General features: G+C 64.6%; 14 protein-coding genes. 6 read left to right on the top strand and 8 right to left on the bottom strand.

The genetic code is table 11. The annotated features are described in order from the left end of the window. Positions 1 to 62 precede the first annotated feature (62 nt). Positions 63 to 1349 (top strand): NAD(P)/FAD-dependent oxidoreductase, encoded by a 1287-nt coding sequence (locus D3242_RS26815; protein ID WP_019860334.1) that lies wholly within the window; start codon positions 63 to 65, stop codon positions 1347 to 1349. Between the two features lie 359 nt (positions 1350 to 1708). After that, positions 1709 to 2584 carry an SH3 domain-containing protein gene (locus D3242_RS26820; protein ID WP_027047236.1) on the top strand — a complete coding sequence of 292 codons (876 nt, stop codon included), beginning with the start codon at positions 1709 to 1711 and terminating at the stop codon, positions 2582 to 2584. 123 nt (positions 2585 to 2707) lie between these two features. Here D3242_RS26820 and D3242_RS26825 read toward each other — a convergent pair whose 3' ends face one another. Further along, positions 2708 to 3454 (bottom strand): SDR family oxidoreductase, encoded by a 747-nt coding sequence (locus D3242_RS26825; RefSeq protein WP_020628988.1) that lies wholly within the window; start codon positions 3452 to 3454, stop codon positions 2708 to 2710. Between the two features lie 309 nt (positions 3455 to 3763). Here D3242_RS26825 and zwf point away from each other — a divergent pair, with 309 nt between their 5' ends. From zwf to edd, 3 genes are all read left to right on the top strand, one after another. Beyond that, complete coding sequence (gene zwf, locus D3242_RS26830; protein ID WP_019860336.1) at positions 3764 to 5233, top strand: glucose-6-phosphate dehydrogenase; 1470 nt, start codon at positions 3764 to 3766, stop codon at positions 5231 to 5233. Then, positions 5215 to 5931, top strand: a complete 717-nt coding sequence (pgl, locus tag D3242_RS26835) for a 6-phosphogluconolactonase (RefSeq protein WP_019860337.1) — start codon at positions 5215 to 5217, stop codon at positions 5929 to 5931. Before zwf ends, pgl begins: the two co-directional genes overlap by 19 nt. Positions 5932 to 6003: 72 nt before the next feature. Then, positions 6004 to 7827 (top strand): phosphogluconate dehydratase, encoded by a 1824-nt coding sequence (edd, locus tag D3242_RS26840; protein ID WP_064980331.1) that lies wholly within the window; start codon positions 6004 to 6006, stop codon positions 7825 to 7827. Positions 7828 to 7892: 65 nt separating this feature from the next. On the opposite strand, the gene D3242_RS26845 is transcribed toward edd, so the two are convergent. The 4 genes from D3242_RS26845 to D3242_RS26860 form a co-directional block, all read right to left on the bottom strand. Next, positions 7893 to 9554 carry a vWA domain-containing protein gene (locus tag D3242_RS26845; protein WP_038644625.1) on the bottom strand — a complete coding sequence of 554 codons (1662 nt, stop codon included), beginning with the start codon at positions 9552 to 9554 and terminating at the stop codon, positions 7893 to 7895. Between the two features lie 171 nt (positions 9555 to 9725). Beyond that, positions 9726 to 10724: a GlxA family transcriptional regulator gene (locus tag D3242_RS26850; RefSeq protein WP_032920700.1), complete on the bottom strand. Its 999-nt coding sequence runs from the start codon at positions 10722 to 10724 to the stop codon at positions 9726 to 9728. A 28-nt stretch (positions 10725 to 10752) separates the two neighbouring features. Next, entirely contained in the window at positions 10753 to 11652 is a 900-nt protein-coding gene (gene folD, locus D3242_RS26855) for a bifunctional methylenetetrahydrofolate dehydrogenase/methenyltetrahydrofolate cyclohydrolase FolD (protein ID WP_019860340.1), read from the bottom strand. A 182-nt stretch (positions 11653 to 11834) separates the two neighbouring features. Beyond that, entirely contained in the window at positions 11835 to 14384 is a 2550-nt protein-coding gene (locus D3242_RS26860) for a GumC family protein (RefSeq protein WP_064980332.1), read from the bottom strand. Between the two features lie 199 nt (positions 14385 to 14583). Between D3242_RS26860 and D3242_RS26865 the strand changes: the two genes are divergently transcribed. Beyond that, entirely contained in the window at positions 14584 to 15879 is a 1296-nt protein-coding gene (locus tag D3242_RS26865; protein WP_064980333.1) for a lipopolysaccharide biosynthesis protein, read from the top strand. 128 nt (positions 15880 to 16007) lie between these two features. Here the strand turns inward: D3242_RS26865 and D3242_RS26870 are convergent, their stop codons facing one another. From D3242_RS26870 to D3242_RS26880, 3 genes are read right to left on the bottom strand one after another with little or no spacing between them, the layout of a single operon-like run. Beyond that, positions 16008 to 16937 (bottom strand): DUF6492 family protein, encoded by a 930-nt coding sequence (locus tag D3242_RS26870; RefSeq protein ID WP_064980334.1) that lies wholly within the window; start codon positions 16935 to 16937, stop codon positions 16008 to 16010. Further along, positions 16934 to 17728 carry a WecB/TagA/CpsF family glycosyltransferase gene (locus D3242_RS26875; protein ID WP_019860344.1) on the bottom strand — a complete coding sequence of 265 codons (795 nt, stop codon included), beginning with the start codon at positions 17726 to 17728 and terminating at the stop codon, positions 16934 to 16936. The genes D3242_RS26870 and D3242_RS26875 overlap by 4 nt, the downstream gene beginning before the upstream one ends. Then, a complete protein-coding gene (locus D3242_RS26880) occupies positions 17725 to 18897 on the bottom strand; it encodes a glycosyltransferase family 4 protein (RefSeq protein ID WP_064980335.1) in 1173 nt (390 codons plus the stop codon). Before D3242_RS26880 ends, D3242_RS26875 begins: the two co-directional genes overlap by 4 nt. Between the last annotated feature and the right edge of the window lie 70 nt (positions 18898 to 18967).

Raw genomic sequence — 18967 nt, forward strand, 5'->3', positions numbered from 1 at the left:
GCCCTACTGCCCTACTGCCCTACTGCCCTACTGCCCTACTGCCCTACTGCCCAGTGAGCACCATGCCTTACCAATCCCCCATTTCTCCCGGCCGCTCGTGGTATGAGGACACGGCCGGACCTAGACCGGAATATCCGGCACTCGATGGCGACCGGAGTTGCGATGTCGTCATCATCGGCGGCGGCTATACCGGGCTGTCGGCGGCGGTCCATCTAGCCAAGGCGGGGACCAATGTCGTCTTGATCGAAGCCTATCGCTTCGGTGACGGCGCCTCGGGGCGCAATGGCGGCCAGCTCGGCACCGGCCAGCGCTCCTGGGCAGAAGATCTGGAGGCCGAATACGGTCTGTCCCGCGCCAAGGCGCTGTTCGATCTCGCCGAAGAGGCGAAGGCGCATCTCATCGAATTCGCCGCCGCCAACCAGATCGATATCGACTACATGCCGGGCCAGCTCTCGGTGGCGCACAAGCCGCGCTATGTCGACGACTACAAGGCGCATGCCGAGATCATGGCCAGCCGTTTCTCCTATCCGCATATTTCCTTCATGGATAAGACCGAGACGGCGGAGCGGCTGGGTTCGACCGCCTATTTCGGCGGCACACGCGACACCGGCACGGGCCATATCCATCCGATGAAGCTGGTGATCGGCACGGCGCGGGTGGCGGCGCATGCCGGCGCGCAGCTGTTCGAAGGGACGCCATCGACCGGCATCGTTTCCGCTGGCGGCAAGGTCAGGGTTTCCACGCCAAGAGGTACCGTGACGGCGCAGAAATGCCTGGTCGCGGTCAACGCCTATGGCGGCACGCTCGAGCCGGTGAGTGCCGCGCACATCATGCCGATCGGCTCCTTCATCGGCGCGACCGTGCCGCTGGGGGCAGATTCGAAAGTGCTGCCCGGCGGCGAGTCCGTCGACGATTCCCGCTTTGTGGTGCGCTATTTCCGCAAATCGCGGGACGGCCGGTTGCTGTTCGGCGGACGCGAGGTCTACGGCGTCAACGACCCGAAGGACATCCACATCCATATCCGCCGCCAGATCGTGGAGCTCTATCCGGCGCTGAAAGACATCGAGATCACCCATGGCTGGGGCGGCTATGTCGGCATCACCGTGCCGAGGAAACCATTCGTGCGCGAAGTGATGCCCAATGTGATCTCGGCCGGGGGCTATTCCGGCCACGGTGTCATGCTGTCGAACTTCTTCGGCAAGCTCTATGCCGAAACCGTTGCCGGCAATCGCGACCGGCTGAAACTGATCGAGGATTTGAAAATTCCGCCATTTCCCGGCGGCCGCCGTTTCCGCACACCGTTGCTTTTCCTGGCGCTCAACTGGTTCGCGCTACGCGACCGGATCTAGGGGCACATTGGCCAGAAATGCCCCCCGCTTAGGGGAAACTATATAGGCCTGAAGTGAGTCGCATGGACCGGTTTCGAGGCGACGCGCCTCGTGCTGGATCCAATCGCCATCACGATCTGATGTAATATTGTAATATTCATTGCCCTTGCGACACATTGCGGAAATGGCGGCAAAGGCGCAGAATCGCTTATAATGGCGTACTGATGCCACAATCGGGGGCGAAAGGTTCGCGCTTCTGGGCGACTATTCGGGGATTGCTGCGGGCTTGCCCGTGTTGATTTTTGGGACCGATGCCGATTAGACGCCGGACTTCCGGCAACGATCGAAAGAACATCGGCCCGCGTATGGAGGTGGCGAGAGTGAGAGAGCCCTTCAGTTTCGGTGTCCCGGAACGTCGGCGCTTTGCCATGCAGTTTGGATACGACATGCGGCCGTCCTTCTGGCAGGGAGTCCGTTCGAACTCGCATCTGGTGATTGCCGCGGTCGGCACCGCCGCACTGCTCGGCGTGGCCGCGGTGGCGCTCTGGCTGGCATTGCCGACGAGCGAGCGGCAAGCAGCCGCCAGCCAGGAACAGAGCATTCCGACCATTCCGGTGAAAACGACGAAGATCGTCCCGGCCGGAACCACGGTGGCCGCGGCGACCGTGCCACAGCCCGCCCGCAAGTCCGACCAGGTCTCACCGACGATGGCGACGGCGAAAGCAACCATACAAACGCTAGCGGCCAATGATCCCCGCTGGACTGGAGCGCAGCCGAAGGCCGCTTCGGCGGCACCCGATCAGGCGGCTGCCCCCAGCCAGGCGGCCAATCAGGCTAAGCCGACGCCAGACAAGCCGGCCGTCGCGGCGGCATTCGCGCCATCGGCGACCGATACTGATGCCGCCAGCGAACTTGCCAAGGTTGCCGCGCCGGCACCAGCGGCAAGCAGCAATCCGGATGGAGCCAAGACCGCCGCGATCCCTGAAGTGCAGCCACAAGCGCCCGAACAGCAGCCGACGGCGAGTGATGATGGCAGCAAGGCCAAGGCCAAGCCACGCAAGGTGGCGGCGGCCGGCAACGGGCGCATCCTGAGACCGGTGACCATGCGCAGCGGCCCGAAGAAGAACGCAGCCGCCATCGGCACTGTGCCGGCAAGAACCTCGGTGCAGGTGATGAACTGCAAGCAATGGTGCCAGATCGTCTACAACGGCAAGACCGGCTGGGTCTACAAGAGCTACATCAAGACCGGCGGCTGATGTACCGGCGCATTTGCGGCTGAGGCCGGACTCGCCACCGCACGATTTGCGCCCTGCCGGTACAAGTCAAACTTGAAGTCACAGGCTCGGTCGAACCGACCTGCGCCACAATGACGATGCGCTTCAGATGCAGCGGCCGCCATCGACCTCCAGCGCCACGCCGGTGATGAAGGCAGCTTCGTCCGACGCCAGCCAGAGTGCGGCATTGGCGATGTCGAGCGGCGTCGAAAGCCGGCCGAGCGGGATCGAGGCGCGGAAAGTCTCGCGAATCTGCGGCGTATCGGCGCCCATGAATTTCTCCAGCATGCCGGTTTCGCCGGCGACCGGGCAGAGGCAATTGACGCGAATGTTCTTCGGCGCGAGTTCCACCGCCATCGACTTGGTGGCGGTGATCGCCCAACCTTTCGAGGCATTGTACCAGGTGAGGCCGGGTCGAGGCCTGAGGCCAGCGGTGGAGGCCGTGGTCAGGATAACGCCGCCACCTTGCCGCTCCATGATCGGCACCACGGCAAGGGCCGCGTGATAGATCGCCTTCATATTGACAGCGGTGATCAGGTCGAAGGTTTCCTCGTCGACCTTCAGCATGTCGCCGTTGCGGTGGGTGTAACCGGCATTGTTGACCATGATGTCGATGCGGCCGAAGGCGCTTTTGGCGGCATAGACCATCTCGTCGAATTCGGAGCGCAGCGAGACATCGGTCTGCGTCCAGATGGCCGCCTCGCCGATCTCACCGGCGACGCGCTCCGCACCCTTGGCGTTGAGGTCGGCCACAACGACCCTGGCGCCTTCCTGCGCGAAGCGCTTGGCCATGCCTTCGCCGAAGCCGGATGCCGCGCCGGTGATGATGGCGACCTTGTTTTCCAGACGCATGCTTTTCCCGCTCATCGATGTCTTCCTGGGACCAATAGAGCGGCTGACCGGCGCGGCCGATGCCGCGACAGACAAGGCGCTATTTCTCCCTTAGCTTTCGTCACATTCACGTTCTATGCTGCAACTGCGAAAGCTTCCGGAGTCTTCGTTCACCGACAAGCCTCCGGCAAGCGCCAGTGTCAAGCGCACATGTGGATCCAATCAATATCCAGCGATTGGTCCTCGATGTGACACCATGGCACTGGAAAATTTAAATCGATTAGAATATATCAGCCGCGTACTCGCGACCGGCGTCAAAGCGGACAGACCATGACCAGCCAAATCATTCCCGTCGACCCTTTCGACTTCATCATTTTCGGCGGCACCGGCGACCTGTCGGAACGCAAGCTTCTGCCGTCGCTCTATTATCGCCAGCGCGACCACCAATTCTCCGAGCCGACACGCATCATCGGCACATCGCGCTCGAAAATGAGCGACGAGGAATTCCGGGCCTTCGCCAGCCAGGCGATCTCCGACCACGTCAAGCCGGCCGATATCGACGCCAAGGAGTTGAAGACCTTTCTGGCGCGGCTTTCCTATGTCTCGGCCGATGCGACGAGCGGCGCCGGCTTCGACAAGCTTAAGAAAGCGATCGGCGAGAGCGAGAGCATCCGCGCCTTCTATCTGGCCGTTGCGCCGGCGCTGTTCGGCGATATCTCGCACAAGCTCAAAGAGCACAAGCTGATCACGCCGAATTCGCGCATCGTGCTGGAGAAGCCGATCGGCCGCGACCTTGCCTCGGCGCAAGCGCTCAACGATCTGGTCGGCGACGACTTCCACGAAAGCCAGATCTTCCGCATCGACCATTATCTCGGCAAGGAGACGGTGCAGAACCTGATGGCGCTGCGCTTTGCCAACGCGCTTTACGAGCCGCTGTGGAATTCCGCGCATATCGACCACGTACAGATCACCGTGGCCGAGACCGTCGGCCTGGAAGACCGCGTCACCTACTACGACAAGGCCGGCGCGCTGCGCGACATGGTGCAGAACCACATGCTGCAGCTGCTCTGCCTCGTCGCCATGGAGGCGCCGTCGTCGATGGACGCCGACGCCGTGCGCGACGAGAAGCTCAAGGTGCTGCGGGCGCTGAAGCGCATCAACGGCAACGAGGCGCCGAAGCACACGGTGCGCGGCCAGTATCGCGCCGGTGCATCGGCCGGCGGGCCGGTAAAGGGCTATGTCGAGGAGCTCGGCAAGGACAGCAACACCGAAACCTTCGTGGCCATCAAGGCCGAGATCGGCACCTGGCGCTGGGCTGGCGTTCCGTTCTACCTCAGGACCGGCAAGCGGCTGGCGACCCGGGTTTCGGAAATCGTTATCGAGTTCAAGCCGATCCCGCATTCGATCTTCGGCGACAGCGCCGGGCCGATCTTCGCCAACCAACTGGTCATCCGGCTGCAGCCCGACGAGGGCGTCAAGCAGTTCATCATGATCAAGGATCCAGGCCCAGGCGGCATGCGGCTGCGCCAGATCTCGCTCGACATGAGCTTCGCGCAGTCCTTCGACGGCCGCGCGCCCGATGCCTATGAACGGCTGATCATGGACGTCATCCGCGGCAACCAGACGCTGTTCATGCGCCGCGACGAGGTCGAGGCGGCGTGGAAATGGATCGACCCGATCCAGAATGCCTGGGAAGGCGCCAAGCAGGAGGCGCAGGGCTATACGGCAGGCACATGGGGGCCGTCGGCCTCGATAGCGCTGATCGAACGTGACGGGCGGACATGGCACGAGAGCAATTGAACGGCGCCAGCTACAACTGGAACGCTTTCCCCGACCGTCCGCAACTGGCAGCGGCGCTGGCCGGCCGCGTGGCCGACCGGCTAACCAAGGCGATCGCCGTGCGCGGCACGGCCGTGCTGGCCGTCTCCGGCGGCACGACGCCGGCAAAATTCTTCGCCGCCCTCTCGGCGATGCCGATCGCCTGGGACAAGGTGATCGTGACGCTGGTCGACGAGCGTTTCGTGCCCGCCTCCTCGCCGCGCTCCAATGCCGGGCTGGTGGCCGCCAATCTCTTGCAGAACGCGGCCAAGGCGGCGCGCTTCGTGCCCCTCTACCATGAGGCATCGGGCATCGAGGATGCAGCGGCATCCGACGATGCGGCGCTGCGCTCCCTGCCCTGGCCGCTCGATGTCGTGGTGCTCGGCATGGGGCCGGACGGCCACACCGCCTCGTTCTTTCCCGATGCCGACGATCTGGCCAAGCTGCTCGACCCGGCCTCGGACCGGATCATCCTGCCGGTCCACGCGGCCAGTGCGGGCGAGCCGCGGCTCACCTTGACGCTGGCGCGCATCATCGATGCCGGCTTCATCGCGCTGCACATAGAGGGCGAGGACAAGCGCGCCGCCTTCGACGGCGCGGTCGCGCCCGGGCCGCGAAAGCCGATCCGCGCCGTGCTCGACGCCGCGCCCAGGCCCGTAGAGGTTTTCTGGGCGCCTTGATTTCTTATATTTAGTGGTCCCGGCAACGGCGGGAGGATGTTTCCGGGACCTCGCCTGAAAGGACCGACCGCCATGACCGCAAGACGCGACATCGAAGCCATCACGGAGCGCATCCGCCAACGTTCGAAGGCGGGCCGCGAGCGCTATCTCGGCCGTATCGCCGAAGCGTCGAACCAGACCGCCAACCGGTCGGTTCTGTCCTGCGGCAACCTCGCCCACGGCTTTGCGGTATGCAGCCCCTCGGAGAAGCTGGCGCTCGGCGCCGACAAGGTGCCCAATCTCGGCATCATCACCTCCTACAACGACATGCTGTCGGCGCATCAGCCCTTCGAAACCTTCCCTGCCCTGATCAAGGAGGCCGCGCGCGAGGCCGGCGGCATCGCCCAGGTGGCCGGTGGCGTGCCGGCGATGTGCGACGGCGTCACGCAGGGCCAGCCCGGCATGGAATTGTCGCTGTTCTCGCGCGACGTGATCGCCATGTCGGCGGCGGTCGGCCTGTCGCACAACATGTTCGACGCCGCCGTCTTTCTCGGCGTCTGCGACAAGATCGTACCGGGATTGGTGATCGCGGCGCTGACCTTCGGCCATCTGCCGGCGGTGTTCATCCCGGCCGGACCGATGACGACCGGGCTTCCCAACGACGAGAAGGCCAAGGTCCGCCAGCTTTATGCCGAGGGCAAGGCGGGGCGCGCCGAACTGCTGGAAGCCGAGTCCAAATCCTACCACGGGCCGGGCACCTGCACCTTCTACGGCACGGCGAACTCCAACCAGATGCTGATGGAGATCATGGGCCTGCACACGCCCGGCGCCTCCTTCGTCAATCCCGGCACGCCGTTGCGTGATGCGCTAACCCGCGAAGCGACGAAGCGGGCCCTCGCCATCACCGCGCTCGGCAATGCCTATACGCCGGTCGGGCGGATGATCGACGAGCGGTCCATCGTCAACGGCGTCGTCGGCCTGCATGCCACCGGCGGCTCGACCAATCATACCATCCACCTGATCGCCATGGCGGCGGCAGCCGGCATCGCACTGACCTGGCAGGATATTTCCGACCTCTCGGAAGCGGTGCCGCTTCTGGCCCGCGTATATCCGAACGGGCTTGCCGACGTGAACCATTTCCATGCCGCCGGCGGGCTCGGCTTCCTGATCCGCGAACTGCTTGACGAAGGCGTGTTGCACGAGGATGTGCAGACGGTGTGGGGCGAAGGCCTGCGGCCCTATGCGGTCGAGGCAAAGCTCGGTGCCGACGGCTCTGTGGTGCGCGAGGCCTCGCCGCAGGCCAGCGGCGACGAAAAGGTGCTGGCGCCGTTCAGCAAGGCGTTCCAGCCGACAGGCGGCCTGAAGGTGCTGGCGGGCAATCTCGGCCATGCCGTCATCAAGACCTCCGCCGTCAAGCCGGAACGACGCCTCATCGAGGCGCCGGCGAAGGTGTTCGACAGCCAGCAGGGCCTCAACGATGCGTTCAAGGCCGGCACGCTCACTGGCGATTTCATCGCCGTCATCCGCTTCCAGGGTCCGAAGGCCAATGGCATGCCGGAACTGCACAAGCTGACCACCGTGCTTGGCATCCTGCAGGACCGAGGCCAGCGCGTCGCGCTGGTGACAGACGGGCGCATGTCGGGCGCTTCCGGCAAGGTCCCGGCGGCGATCCATGTGACGCCGGAAGCCGTCGAGGACGGGCCGATCGCCCGGATCCATGACGGCGACATCATCCGCCTCGACGCCGATGCCGGAACGCTGGAGGTGCTGGTGCCGGGAACCGAGTTCGCGCTGCGCCGCACCGCCGAAGCCGACCTCATCGGCAACGAGTTCGGCTTCGGCCGCGAGCTTTTCGCCGGCTTCCGGCAGCTGGTGGGCCGTGCCGACCATGGCGCCAGCGCCTTCGGAACCGCCTGATATTCCTGGCTTCCAAAAGAAAAGGGCGGCCTTGAGCCGCCCTTTTTTGTTTGTCCTGCTGGATGCTACTCGACTTTGAGTTCACTCCGCTCGCCGGCCTTGACCGTGAAGGGCGTCTCCTTGTCGGCCTTGTCTGTGGTGAAGTTGGTCACGAGCACGTAGTCGCCCGCCGCCAGCGTGGACTGCATCTTTTCGCCATAGGCGTAGGTCACCTGCTTGCGTTCGCCCTGGATGTTCTTCTTGGCCTCGTAGATCTTGAAGCCATCCGCGCCTGGCGCGTCGACGGCCAGGACGCCCGCGTTCAGCGTCACGTTGACATCGGTCATCTGCCCGACCGTCACGCTGAAAGGCTGTTCCGTGGACACGGCCTGCACGTCGACACCGATCACATAGTCGCCCGGAGGCAGATCGAACTGGCTGTCGGGGCCGTAGGCGTAAGTCACCTGATCGCGGCTGCCATCAAGCTTCTTGGCCGCCTTGTACACCTTCCAACCCACATCGGTTTCGGCCTTCTCGCCGCCCTTTGTGTAGAAGGCGTTTGCCTTGGCCTTGCCGACGCCGACGATCATGTCCTTGTCGACGACCTGGCCGGCGGCAAGCTGCATGGTTTCGCTTGCCTCGCCGGCTCCCAGCTTCACGGTGACCTTGGTCTCGCCGGCCGGAACGACGAACTTGACCTCGCCATAGTTGCTGTCCGACGTGCCGCCGGGATAGGCGATGCTGATCTGCGCATTGCGGTCGACATCGGCGCCTGGCGCCGGCCGGGCGTGGATGGAGAGCTCGGCGGCGTTTAGATTGAGCGAAAGCTCTGTTGCCTTGTCCGCCGTCAGCGTGACCTTCTGCTCGGCCTTGGCGCCGCCGCTCGAGGCGACGACGATGTAGTTGCCAGCGGGAACGTGGAATTTGACAGCATTGTAGCCGTCATTGACATGGTCTCCACCGACACCTTTGGCATCGTCCGGAAAGACTTCATAGTAGACGTCGATCTTCGGCACCTCGCCGCCCTCTTTCAAGAACGCTTGCGGGATGAGGTTGTAGTCGACCTCGGCGGCTTTCGGCGCAGGCGCCGGTGCGGGAGCCGGTTCAGGCGCGGGTGCCGGCGCCGGGGCAGCGACGGTTTCGACCAAGGCTTCCTGCAACGCCTTCTCATCGGAGGCCTGGATGTATTTGCCGCCGGTGTTTTCAGCCAGGCACGCGATCTGCTTGCCCTCGTCGGCTGTCAATCCGAAGCCGACGACATCGGCGGTGAAGTCGACGCCGGATGCCTTGAGTTCCTTGCCCAGTGCACAGGGGTCGCCGCCGCAGGTTTCGAGCCCATCGGTGATCAGGACGACGGTTGCCTTGTCCTCGGTGTATTTCAGCGCTTCCGCCGCCTGCTTGACGGCCGCCGTCAACGGCGTCTTGCCAAGGAATTTCAGACTGTCGGCGGCATCCGTGATGGCGCTTGCCGAGCCTGCCTGAGGCGGCACGATCAGCTGAATGTCCTCGCAGCTGCCTTTTTCGCGATGGCCGTAGGCCATGAAGCCGATCTCGTCGTCGGCGGGAACCGATTGAAGCACGGTCCTCAGAGATTCCCTGGCGATTTCGAGCTTGGGCTTGCCGTCGATCTGCGCCCACATCGAGCCGGACGCATCAAGAATGATGATGACCTTGTTTGCGGCAAAGCCGAACGTCGTCATCGACAAAAGGAGGATCGCCGCAGCGAAGCTCCGCGCAAATACCGCCATCGAAATCTCCTGAGTTAGCCCCCTAATCCGCACAGGGAAGCTATTTGAGGCGGCGTCAGGACACAAGCCCGGCGCGGCCGTGTCGCTCAGGCCTCTGGGCGGGGAAAAAAGCGTTCATGCGGCAGGATCGCCCGAGCAGCAGGCGTCTTGGAGCCAGACCGAAGCCCCGGCTCAGTAGGTGGTGCGGCGCTCTTCCGAAGGCGGCCTGCCGAACTGCAGCCGGTAGCTCTGGGCGAAATAGGAGTGCGAGGTGAAGCCGGTCGCGATCGCCACGTCGAGGATCGGCATGTTGGTCTGGCGCAGCAATTCGCGCGCCCGCTCCAGCCGCAACCGCATGTAGTAGCGGCCCGGCGTGACGTTGAGGTGGCGCAGGAACAGACGCTCGACCTGGCGCACCGAAAGGCCGGCCGATTTGGCGAGTTGCACCGCCGAGAGCGGCTCGTCGAGATGGTCGGCCATCAGCTCGACGATGCGCCTCAGCTTCTCCGACTTGCCGGTCAGATCGCGTTCCGGCCCGACGCGCTGGCGGTCGCCGGCCGAGCGGATGCGCTCGTGCTGGAACTGGTTGGCGACGCCATTGGCGAGGTTCGAGCCGAAATCGCCGCGCACGATCTCCAGCATCAAATCGATCGAGGTCGTGCCGCCGGCGCAGGTGTAGCGCTTGCGGTCGATCTCGAAGACATTGCCGGTGCAGTTGATGTCGGGGAAGCGCTCCATGAAGCCGGCGCGGTTTTCCCAATGGATGGTGCAGCGGTAACCGTCGAGCTGGCCGGCCTCGGCCAATAGGTAGGACCCGACCGACAGTGCTCCGAGCGCGTTGCCGCGCCGGCCCCAGCTGCGCAAAGCCGCCAGAACCTTGCTCTTGCCGGGAAATTCGGTTGTCAGCCCTACCGAAACGAAGAGGATGTCGACCGGCGGCAGGTCGGCTACGGCATAGTCGATCTTGAGAGGCAGGCCGTTGGACGCCATCACCGGATCGCCATCGGCCGACACCGTGGTCCAGCCATAGAAATCGCGGCCGAGCAGACGGTTCGCCGACCGGAACGTGTCGATCGCCGCGGCCAACGAGAACATGGAAAACTTGTCGACCAGCAGGAAGGCGAACTGCCGGCCACCTTGAACGGGATCAGTCGTGACCGGCCGTTCCGGGGAAATGGTGGGGTTCGGCAAAACTGGCGCTTTCAGGGTCAACCCGGGCTCAGAAGGAGGGCCGCTTCAATCCGGCCGCAAGGTAGGCAGAAGCTAACGTATTGGCCATCAGCATGGCAATGGTCATCGGCCCGACACCGCCGGGCACCGGCGTGATGGCGCCGGCTTGCTTGGCCGCCTCGGCATAGGCGACATCGCCGACGAGGCGCGACTTGCCCTCGCCCTTCTCCGGCGCGGGAATGCGGTTGATACCGACATCGATGACGGTGGCGCCCGGCTTCACCCAATCCCCCTTGATCATTTCCGGCCGGCCGACGGCGGCGACCAGGATGTCTGCCGTGCGGGCAAGCGCCGGCAGTTCCTTGGTGCGGCTGTGGGCGATGGTGACGGTGCAGTTGGCGGCAAGCAGCAGATTGGCCATCGGCTTGCCGACAATGTTGGAGCGGCCGACGACGACGGCGTTGAGGCCGGACAGGTCCTTGCCGCGCACGCGCTCGATCAGAAGCATAGAGCCGGCCGGCGTGCAGGGAACGAAGGCCGTGTCGAGCTCGCCCGTGCCGAGCTTGCCGACATTGATGAAATGGAAGCCGTCGACATCCTTCTGAGGCGCAATCGCCTGGATGATCTTGCCGGCGTCGATATGGGCGGGCAGCGGCAGCTGCACCAGGATGCCGTTGATGGCCGGATCGGCGTTGAGGTCAGCGATGATCTTGAGCAACGCCTCTTGGGAAGTCTCGGCCGGCAGCGTGTGCTGGAGCGAATGAAAGCCGCATTCCTTGGCCGTGCGCGACTTGGAAGCGACATAGACCTGGCTGGCCGGATCCTCGCCAACGATGACCACGGCCAGACCAGGCTTGGCGTTGCCCTTGGCGACCAGCTCGGCGGTCAACGCCTTGACCGTCCGCACCACATCCTCGGCAACGCTCTTTCCGTCAATCACTTCGGCCATGAACCATCCTCAACCCTGTTTCGCGCAACGCCGCTTTCGAGACGCGATGTCCCGGCGCCGGCAACATGCAGTGCGGCATTGTCACGAAAATTCCGGCACGCAATCCCGTCAAAGCGCCGTCCAATGCCGTTTACGCGAAAACCGGGAGGGTTTTATTCGGCCTCGGTGATGTATCTTGTGGCTCAGAAGTAGCGGCGGCGGGCGCGGCTCTCGGTGAGTTCGCGGACCGCCTCGCGGAATTCGCGCAGGCTGGCACGAATTTCCTCGATCGGCGCCTGTTCGGCGCCTTCCTCAACCGGCGAAGGCTCCACCGATGGCTGCGGTGGATAGGCCGGTGGTTGCGGCGGCGCGGGCTGCGGCGGATACGGCATGTGCCCGGCATAGGGCGCCATGGCTTGGGTATAGGGGTAACCTGCAGGCGGCGGCGCCTGCCAGGGCTGCATCGAGCCGGCCTGTAATGCAGGGGGATAGGGCGGCGGAGCCGGATAGATCGGCAGTGGCGGCATCAGGGGCGACCGTGACGGCGGTCCCATCGGCTGGGAATAGGTGGCATCGAAGCCTGGCGGGAAAGGCGGCCGCGAGTAGTCCGACGACCGCTGCATGAAGGCGGCATCCGGATTCGGGAAGCCGGAGGGCATAGCAGCATCCGCCGGCCGCGCCTTGTCGCCAAAGGCGGCGAATTCGCTGTCATCGTCCGCCTCAGTGGATGGCTTGCGGGACAGAGCATTGCGCAATTTCGCCATGAGCGCGGCGACCCGCCCGGGCCGCTTGGCGGGAGCGGCTTCGGCCTGTGCCAAGGGCGGTGGCGGTGCTGGTGGCGGGGGTGGCACCGGCGGCACAGGCGCTGCCGGCATTGGCGACGCGGGCGGCGGTGCTGCCCGGAATGCCTGGTCTTCGACAGGCGCCTTGCGGTCGCGGCGCGAGCGCGATGTGGCGGTCTCGCGCAGGCTTTCATAGGCGCCGCGCATGGCACCGAGACCAACACCGGAGGCAAAGCCCAGGAACAGGCCGGCAAGCGCCATCACGACCCGCGATGGACCGTTCGGCTCGAGCGGAATGGAGGGCGGCGAGATGACGGTCATATTGGCGGTATTGATACCCTTCTGCTCGCCAATCTCCTTGGCGCGCAGAAGATATTGTTCATAGACCGAGCGCTTGGCCGCGGCGTCGCGTTCCAGTTCGCGCATCGAGACCAGGTCGCTGTTGACGTCGCCGCTGCGGACCTTCATCTGCGCCAGTTGGGACGAAAGGTCCTGTTGGACCTGGATCGAGCGTTTCAGGTCAACCTGCAGCGACGAGGCGATGCGGCTGAGTTCCGCGGCAATGCGATCGCGTGCGCCGGCCAGCTGCGCATTGAGCGCCTGGAGTTCGGGATGGCGCGGACCCAGCCGGACCGCGGCACGATCGGCCTCCTGCTTGAGCGTGGCATATTGCGCGCGCAGATCGCTCATCGTGTTGGAATTGATTTCTTCCGGCAAAGTACCGCCAAGCACCGAATTGACATTGATCGAGCGGGCGGAGGCAGCGCGGGCGTTCAGTTCCGCCGTACGCGCGCGAGCAACCGACAGTTGCTCGTTGACCTTGAGCATCTGATCATCGCTGATCAGGTGGCCCTGCGCGTCGACAAGGTCGTGCGTGGCCCTGAAATCCTCGACCTTGCGCTCGGCCGCCTCGACGCTTTTGCGCATCTCCTCGAGTTTTGCCGTCAATTCGTTGTTGGCCCGGCCGGCGGTGAGGGATTGAAATTCACCCGAGGTCTGCAGAAAGACATCCGTCATCGTTTCCGCGATGCGCGCCGATTTCTGGGCGTTCTGGGTGGTGACGCCGATCATGATCGTGGAGGTCTTGCCCGCGCGCTCGACCGAAAGGCTTTCAGCCAGATTGCCGACGGCAAGCGACAGGCGACGCGGTTCATCGGCACCGCCTGGTCCGTCGTGGCGCAACAGGATCGAGCGGATCAGTGACATCGCGCCCAGGCCGCCCGAGCCTTGGCCATTGAACTCCGGATCGTCGGCGAGATTGAGCTTGTTGACGACCTTGCCCAGCACCGTGCCCGAGGTCAGCAATCTGATCTGGTTTTCGACATTGACGAGTGTCGCGTCGGGAACAACCGCCATCTGGGTGAGGTCACGGTCCGAAAGTTTCAGGTCGCGCGGATCGACGACCAATTCGGTCATCGATTCGTATTTCTTCGGTGTCGACAGCGCGATCGCGATGCCGAGCCCGGCACCGATCAGGGTGGTGGTGACGATCAGCAGTTTCGACCTGGCAATGCCACGCACGACCTGCATCGGATCGATCAGCGGCTTCCACTGTTGATCGTCCCTGCGATCGTCAAAGGATGCATTGGGCTCGCCTGCCTGGCGGGATCCGGCCGTGTCATGCGAGCGAGTGCTGCCGGAAGGTTCTCCAGCGGACTGCCTTGAATCCGGCATGGCCGGCTGCAGATTGTCGGCGTCCTCTTGCGAGCGCCAGGCGTCGTCTTGTGCAGCCGCTTCCCGCTCTGGCCGCAAGCGTTCTGTTCCGGCGGCGGCGGACGGCGTTGGGTTCGTCCGCGCTTCGCGCCGTGAACGGGCAAGGCGATGGCGCGTGGCGGCATCCTCGCGCCATGCCGAATCCGCGCGATCGCCTATCGAGACCAGGGATGCGTCGTCCTCACCGCGCATGGCCTGGCCGAGCGCCAGCAACGAACGCTCGCGCCTCCAGTCTTCACGGTTTTCCCTGTCGACCATTGTCTTGGAGCTTCACTCTTTGGCCGCTGGGCAGCGGCGGTCGGCTATTCGTTAAGCCACGCTAAACAAGCATAGGAAACAAAAGGTTAATTTCGGCAGGCCGGCGTGTAAGCTTTCCATAACCTCAAGTGCCGGAATTTCAGCGCCTTCGGGCCTCAGAACGGCACGTTAAGCTTTCCCGCCTATGGCTTCCCGGCACATGACCGAAGCTCGCGGCATACCGCAAAGGCGCACTTTCGCCCGGATCGGCACTTTCGTGGCCGAGCGACGGGGGCTGGTGCGCGACTATTTTTCGGCGATCAGCGGCGCCGGTGGGCGACTGATGTTTTCGCTGGCCTATTTCATCGCCCTTGCCAACACTTTGTCGATCTCCGAATTCGGCATGTTCGCCACAGCTTCGGCGGCGGGCGTGATGCTGTCGCGGATCCTGGCCTTCGGTTTCATCTCGGCGCTCTATCGCACCGCCACCATCCGCCCCAATCTGATCGGCACCTTCACGGCCGGCTTCCTGCTGCTCGGCGTCGTCTCGCTGCCGCTCCTGGCGTTGGCCTCGTTCGGGGTCTACCTGATCTTCTTCGCCGGCACCGTGCCGCTGTCGGTGTTTTCGGCGATCGTGTTTGCCGAAGCGCTGTTGTGGCGGCCGGTCGAGGTGGCGCTGATCGTCAACAACGGGTTGGGCAAGTTCGGCCGCGCTGCGATCCTGGCGATCATGGCGACGGCACTGCGGGCGCTTGGCGCGGTGCTGTTCATGGTCTCGGCGCAACACAGCATCTGGGCGTGGTCGTGGTTCTATATCGGCGCCAACGCCGCCTCGCTGGTTCTGGCTTTCGGCTGGTTCTATCCGCGCCAAAGACTGCGGCTGCGCATCGAGCTCTATCTCAGGCGGCTTGCCGATTCCATCTACGTCGCCGGCGCGGAAGTGTTGTTCTACCTGCAATCGGAATTCGACAAGCTGCTGGTGCTGGCGATCGGCGGCCCGCATCTGGCCGGCATCTATGCCATCATCATGCGGCTGGTCGACCTGACCGCGATCCCGATCCGCACCTTCTCGATGATGCTGGTGCAACGCATGATGCGCGCGCCGGACCTGTTGTCGCGGCTGGCGGTCAAGAGCGGCATAGAAGGCGGCGTGTTCCTGGTTTCGACGCTGGCGCTGCTGGCGCTCGGCATCGTGCTGCATTTCTTCCCCAACGCCCTCGGCAGGAACGTCTCCGAGGCCGCGCCGCTGGTGGCGCTGGCAATCTGCGTTCCGGGATTGCGCAATCTGGTCGAATACCAGGCGGAGCTTCTGTTCGCGCGCGGCCAGACGGCGGTGCGGGCGCTCAATCTCGGCTTGTTAGCCGCCCTGAAGGCGCTGCTTTTGACCTATGTGCTAACCACCATCACCGATACGTCAACGCTGGTGCTGTCGCTCAACATCGTCTTCCTGCTGCTCTATCTCGCCTCGATGCTGCTGACCTATTCGGCGCTGCGCAGGCCGGCGAAAGCAATCTGAATTCAGGTGAGGCCGGCCTGCAAACAGCGGCTCCCTGCGCTTCCGGTGCTCACGTACAGTGGTACGCTCCGCTCCGGTTCTCGGAAGCCACTGTTTTCGGCTCGTCCTGACCTGAATTCCTGCTCAGGCTAACCCAGCCCGATCAGACGACGGATGCGGCCGATATCGGTGCCGATGAAGGATTGCATGCCGATCGCCACCTGCTGCGGCGCCATGCCGGCAACGAAGCGGCGAAACTCGTCGTCCGATAAGGCCTCTCCCGTCCAGTGGACGCGGCAGAATTCCTCAGAACCGTGGAAGTGGCCGGCACCGTCCTGCAGATCGTCGACATAGCGACCATAGATCATACATTCGGAGAATCTGCGCGCCGAGCCGACCACCTCGACCCAGGCGCGGCCATGGGCCTTCTCGATCTGGCCGCACATGGCAAGCACGGTGTCGCGGCGCCAGGCGATCAGCGTCGAGATATAGTCGTGGGCCGACGCGCGCGACGGGTCGATGCCGAGCGCGGAACCCGCATTGCGCGACCAGATGCGATGCTCGTCGTGACCGTCATCGGCAAGCACGCCGTCGCGGCGGAACAGCCGCGCCTTGCCGTCGCGCCAGAAGGCGCCGCAGTCAAAGGCCTTCAGGAAAGCGACGTCGGAATCGCAGAAGACCAGAACGTCTTCCCGGGCATGCGCCGCGATGGCGATGCGGCGCAGCTGCTGCACGTGCCAGCCACGCAGCGGTTGCGTCTTCAGGCTGAACCAGACACGCCGGCGGAACAGGCTAAGCGGATCGTCGAAAGCGCGCAGCCAGCGCGGCAGCAGGTCACGCTCGTCGAGAACTGTGCGCCGGTTGGTCTCCAGCTGCCGGAAAAGCGCGACGTCGCGGTGTTCGACCAGGATGTAGTGGTGCGCGGCGCCGGAAACATGCCGGTCAAGCGTTTCGCACAACAGGCGGCAGCGCTCGAAATCCGGCGCGTAGCTCGCCGTCACCACCGCCGCCGTCGGCGTCTCCGGCAACAGGCCCGGGCCCGGGCCGACGAGAGCGTCTGGAACGAACCTTTTGTTCAACGGAGCTCTCCGGCCGTTTCGGCGCCGCGCGACCATCTCTGCTTGACGACCCGCCACAGGAACACCGGATTGCCGACGACGTAGCGGCGCCAGAGCCGGCCCGGCTCGACCGCCAGCCGGAACAGCCATTCCAGGCGCATGCGGCGCATCCACAGCGGCGCGCGGGGCACCGAGCCACTCAGGAAATCGAGCAGTGCGCCGACCGCGACCGGCATCGTGCAGTGGCGTTCGTCGATGTGGCGGGCGATCCACAGTTCCTGGCGGGGCACGCCCATGGCGACCAGCAGCATATCGGGCCGCAGCGCCGCGATCCGGCCGATGATCTCCGGCTCCTGCGCGGCGGAGAAATAGCCATCATGAATGACCACGAAATTGTGCTGCACGGCAAGGGCCGCGAGCTTGACCGACGCCGCCTCGGCGTTGACACGCGTCGCGCCAAGCAGGCCGACGGTCAGCGGCCGCGTCGAGGCCTGCAGGAAGGCCGGCACGAAATCGGTGCCGTTAAGATTGTCCGGAAAGGGCGCGCCATAGAGAAGCTGCGCGGCGAGATCGACGCCGATGCCGTCCGGCAGGATGAGGAAATCGTCGAGCGCCTCGGCGAAGACCGGGTCTGAATAGGCGATGTTGGCATTGTGGGCGTTGAGGAAACTGACCTTGGTGAAGCGCCGCTCGGCAATCAGGCGGGCAAGCAGGGCGATGGCATCGTCCCAGCGGATGGCGAGCACGGAGATGCCGAGGATCCTCTTCAAGCTGTCGAGCCCGAAGGCCGCGCGGGCGGTGTGCATATTCATGCAAACACCTCCTGCCTGACGGCCCCGAGTTTTTCCAAGCCATGCCGGATGGCGACATCCAGCGCCTTGACCTGCCGATGACGGAACGCGCCGCCATCGACGTCCCTGATATCGGCGGCCGCGGCCTCCAGGGCCCTGGCGAAGCCGGCCGGATCGTCGGTGACGACGCAATTGTCGGGGCGATGGTCGATGCCGCGCAATGAGCGGCTGGTGGCGACCGAAGGCAGGCCGAGTTCGAAGGTCTCGATGGTCTTCAGCTGCACGCCGCTGCCGGCGGTGCTGATCAGCGGGACGACGGCCGCGCCGCACACGAACGCCCTGGCATCCGGGACACGGCCGACAAACTCGACGCCCGGATGCGCCGAGGTGACGCCCGAAGGCACGCGGCCGGCGATGCGGATGCGGAAATCGGGCCGCAGTTGCGGCACCACCTTGCCCAGGAACCAGTCAAGGCCAATGCGGTTCGGCTGCCAGGTCCAGGTGCCTATGAGGGCAGCGTCGCATTCAATCCGGCGCGGGCCGTTCCGGGTTGGCGCCTCGGCGCCGGTCACCAGCGGCAGCACCGCCGATCGGTCGGCGGCGGCGACACCGAGTGCCGCCCGGTCTTCCTCGGCCAGCGTGAAGACATAGCGTGCGCGGCGGCAGAGACGCTCTTCCACGACCTTGAGCAGCCTTGCCTCGCGGCGGAACAGCAGGCGCTGGAAGGGGCCGGCGGCAGCAGCCGCGTTCTCCCGCGCCGAGAGATGCTCGACATTGTGGGCGACGAAGATCGAAGGCTTGTCTTCGAAGAGCTTTTCGAAGGCGCCGGCGAACTGGACGGAATTCAGCACATAGCCATCGAACGGCCCGGCCTGTTCGAGAGCGGCCTGCACTTCGTGCTCGGATACCGCACGCAGCTTGACCGAGGCGAAGGTAAGGCCCGACAGCATCGCCTTGCCGACCCAAGCGAGCTTTTGCGGCGCCGAGGCGCTTTCCGTGCGCACGTCGATCGCACCCAGCACAACGGTGTTTTCCGGGTCGGCCGCGGCCTTCCCGGGCCAGGTGAAACCGATGACCGTGACGCGCGCGCCGGCCCGCCGCAACGCAGCGATGATCGCAGCATTGGCGATCTCGTAGCCCGAGGCGAGAGCGCCGTCGGGCACGATCGATGTGGCGAACAGCAGATGCATCTCACCTATCCTGTGGTGTAGCCGGTAGCAAAGCGCGGTGAACCCTTGATTAAGCGAGCACAATCAACGG

The organism is Mesorhizobium jarvisii, from assembly GCF_003601985.1.
Taxonomy (GTDB): domain Bacteria; phylum Pseudomonadota; class Alphaproteobacteria; order Rhizobiales; family Rhizobiaceae; genus Mesorhizobium; species Mesorhizobium jarvisii.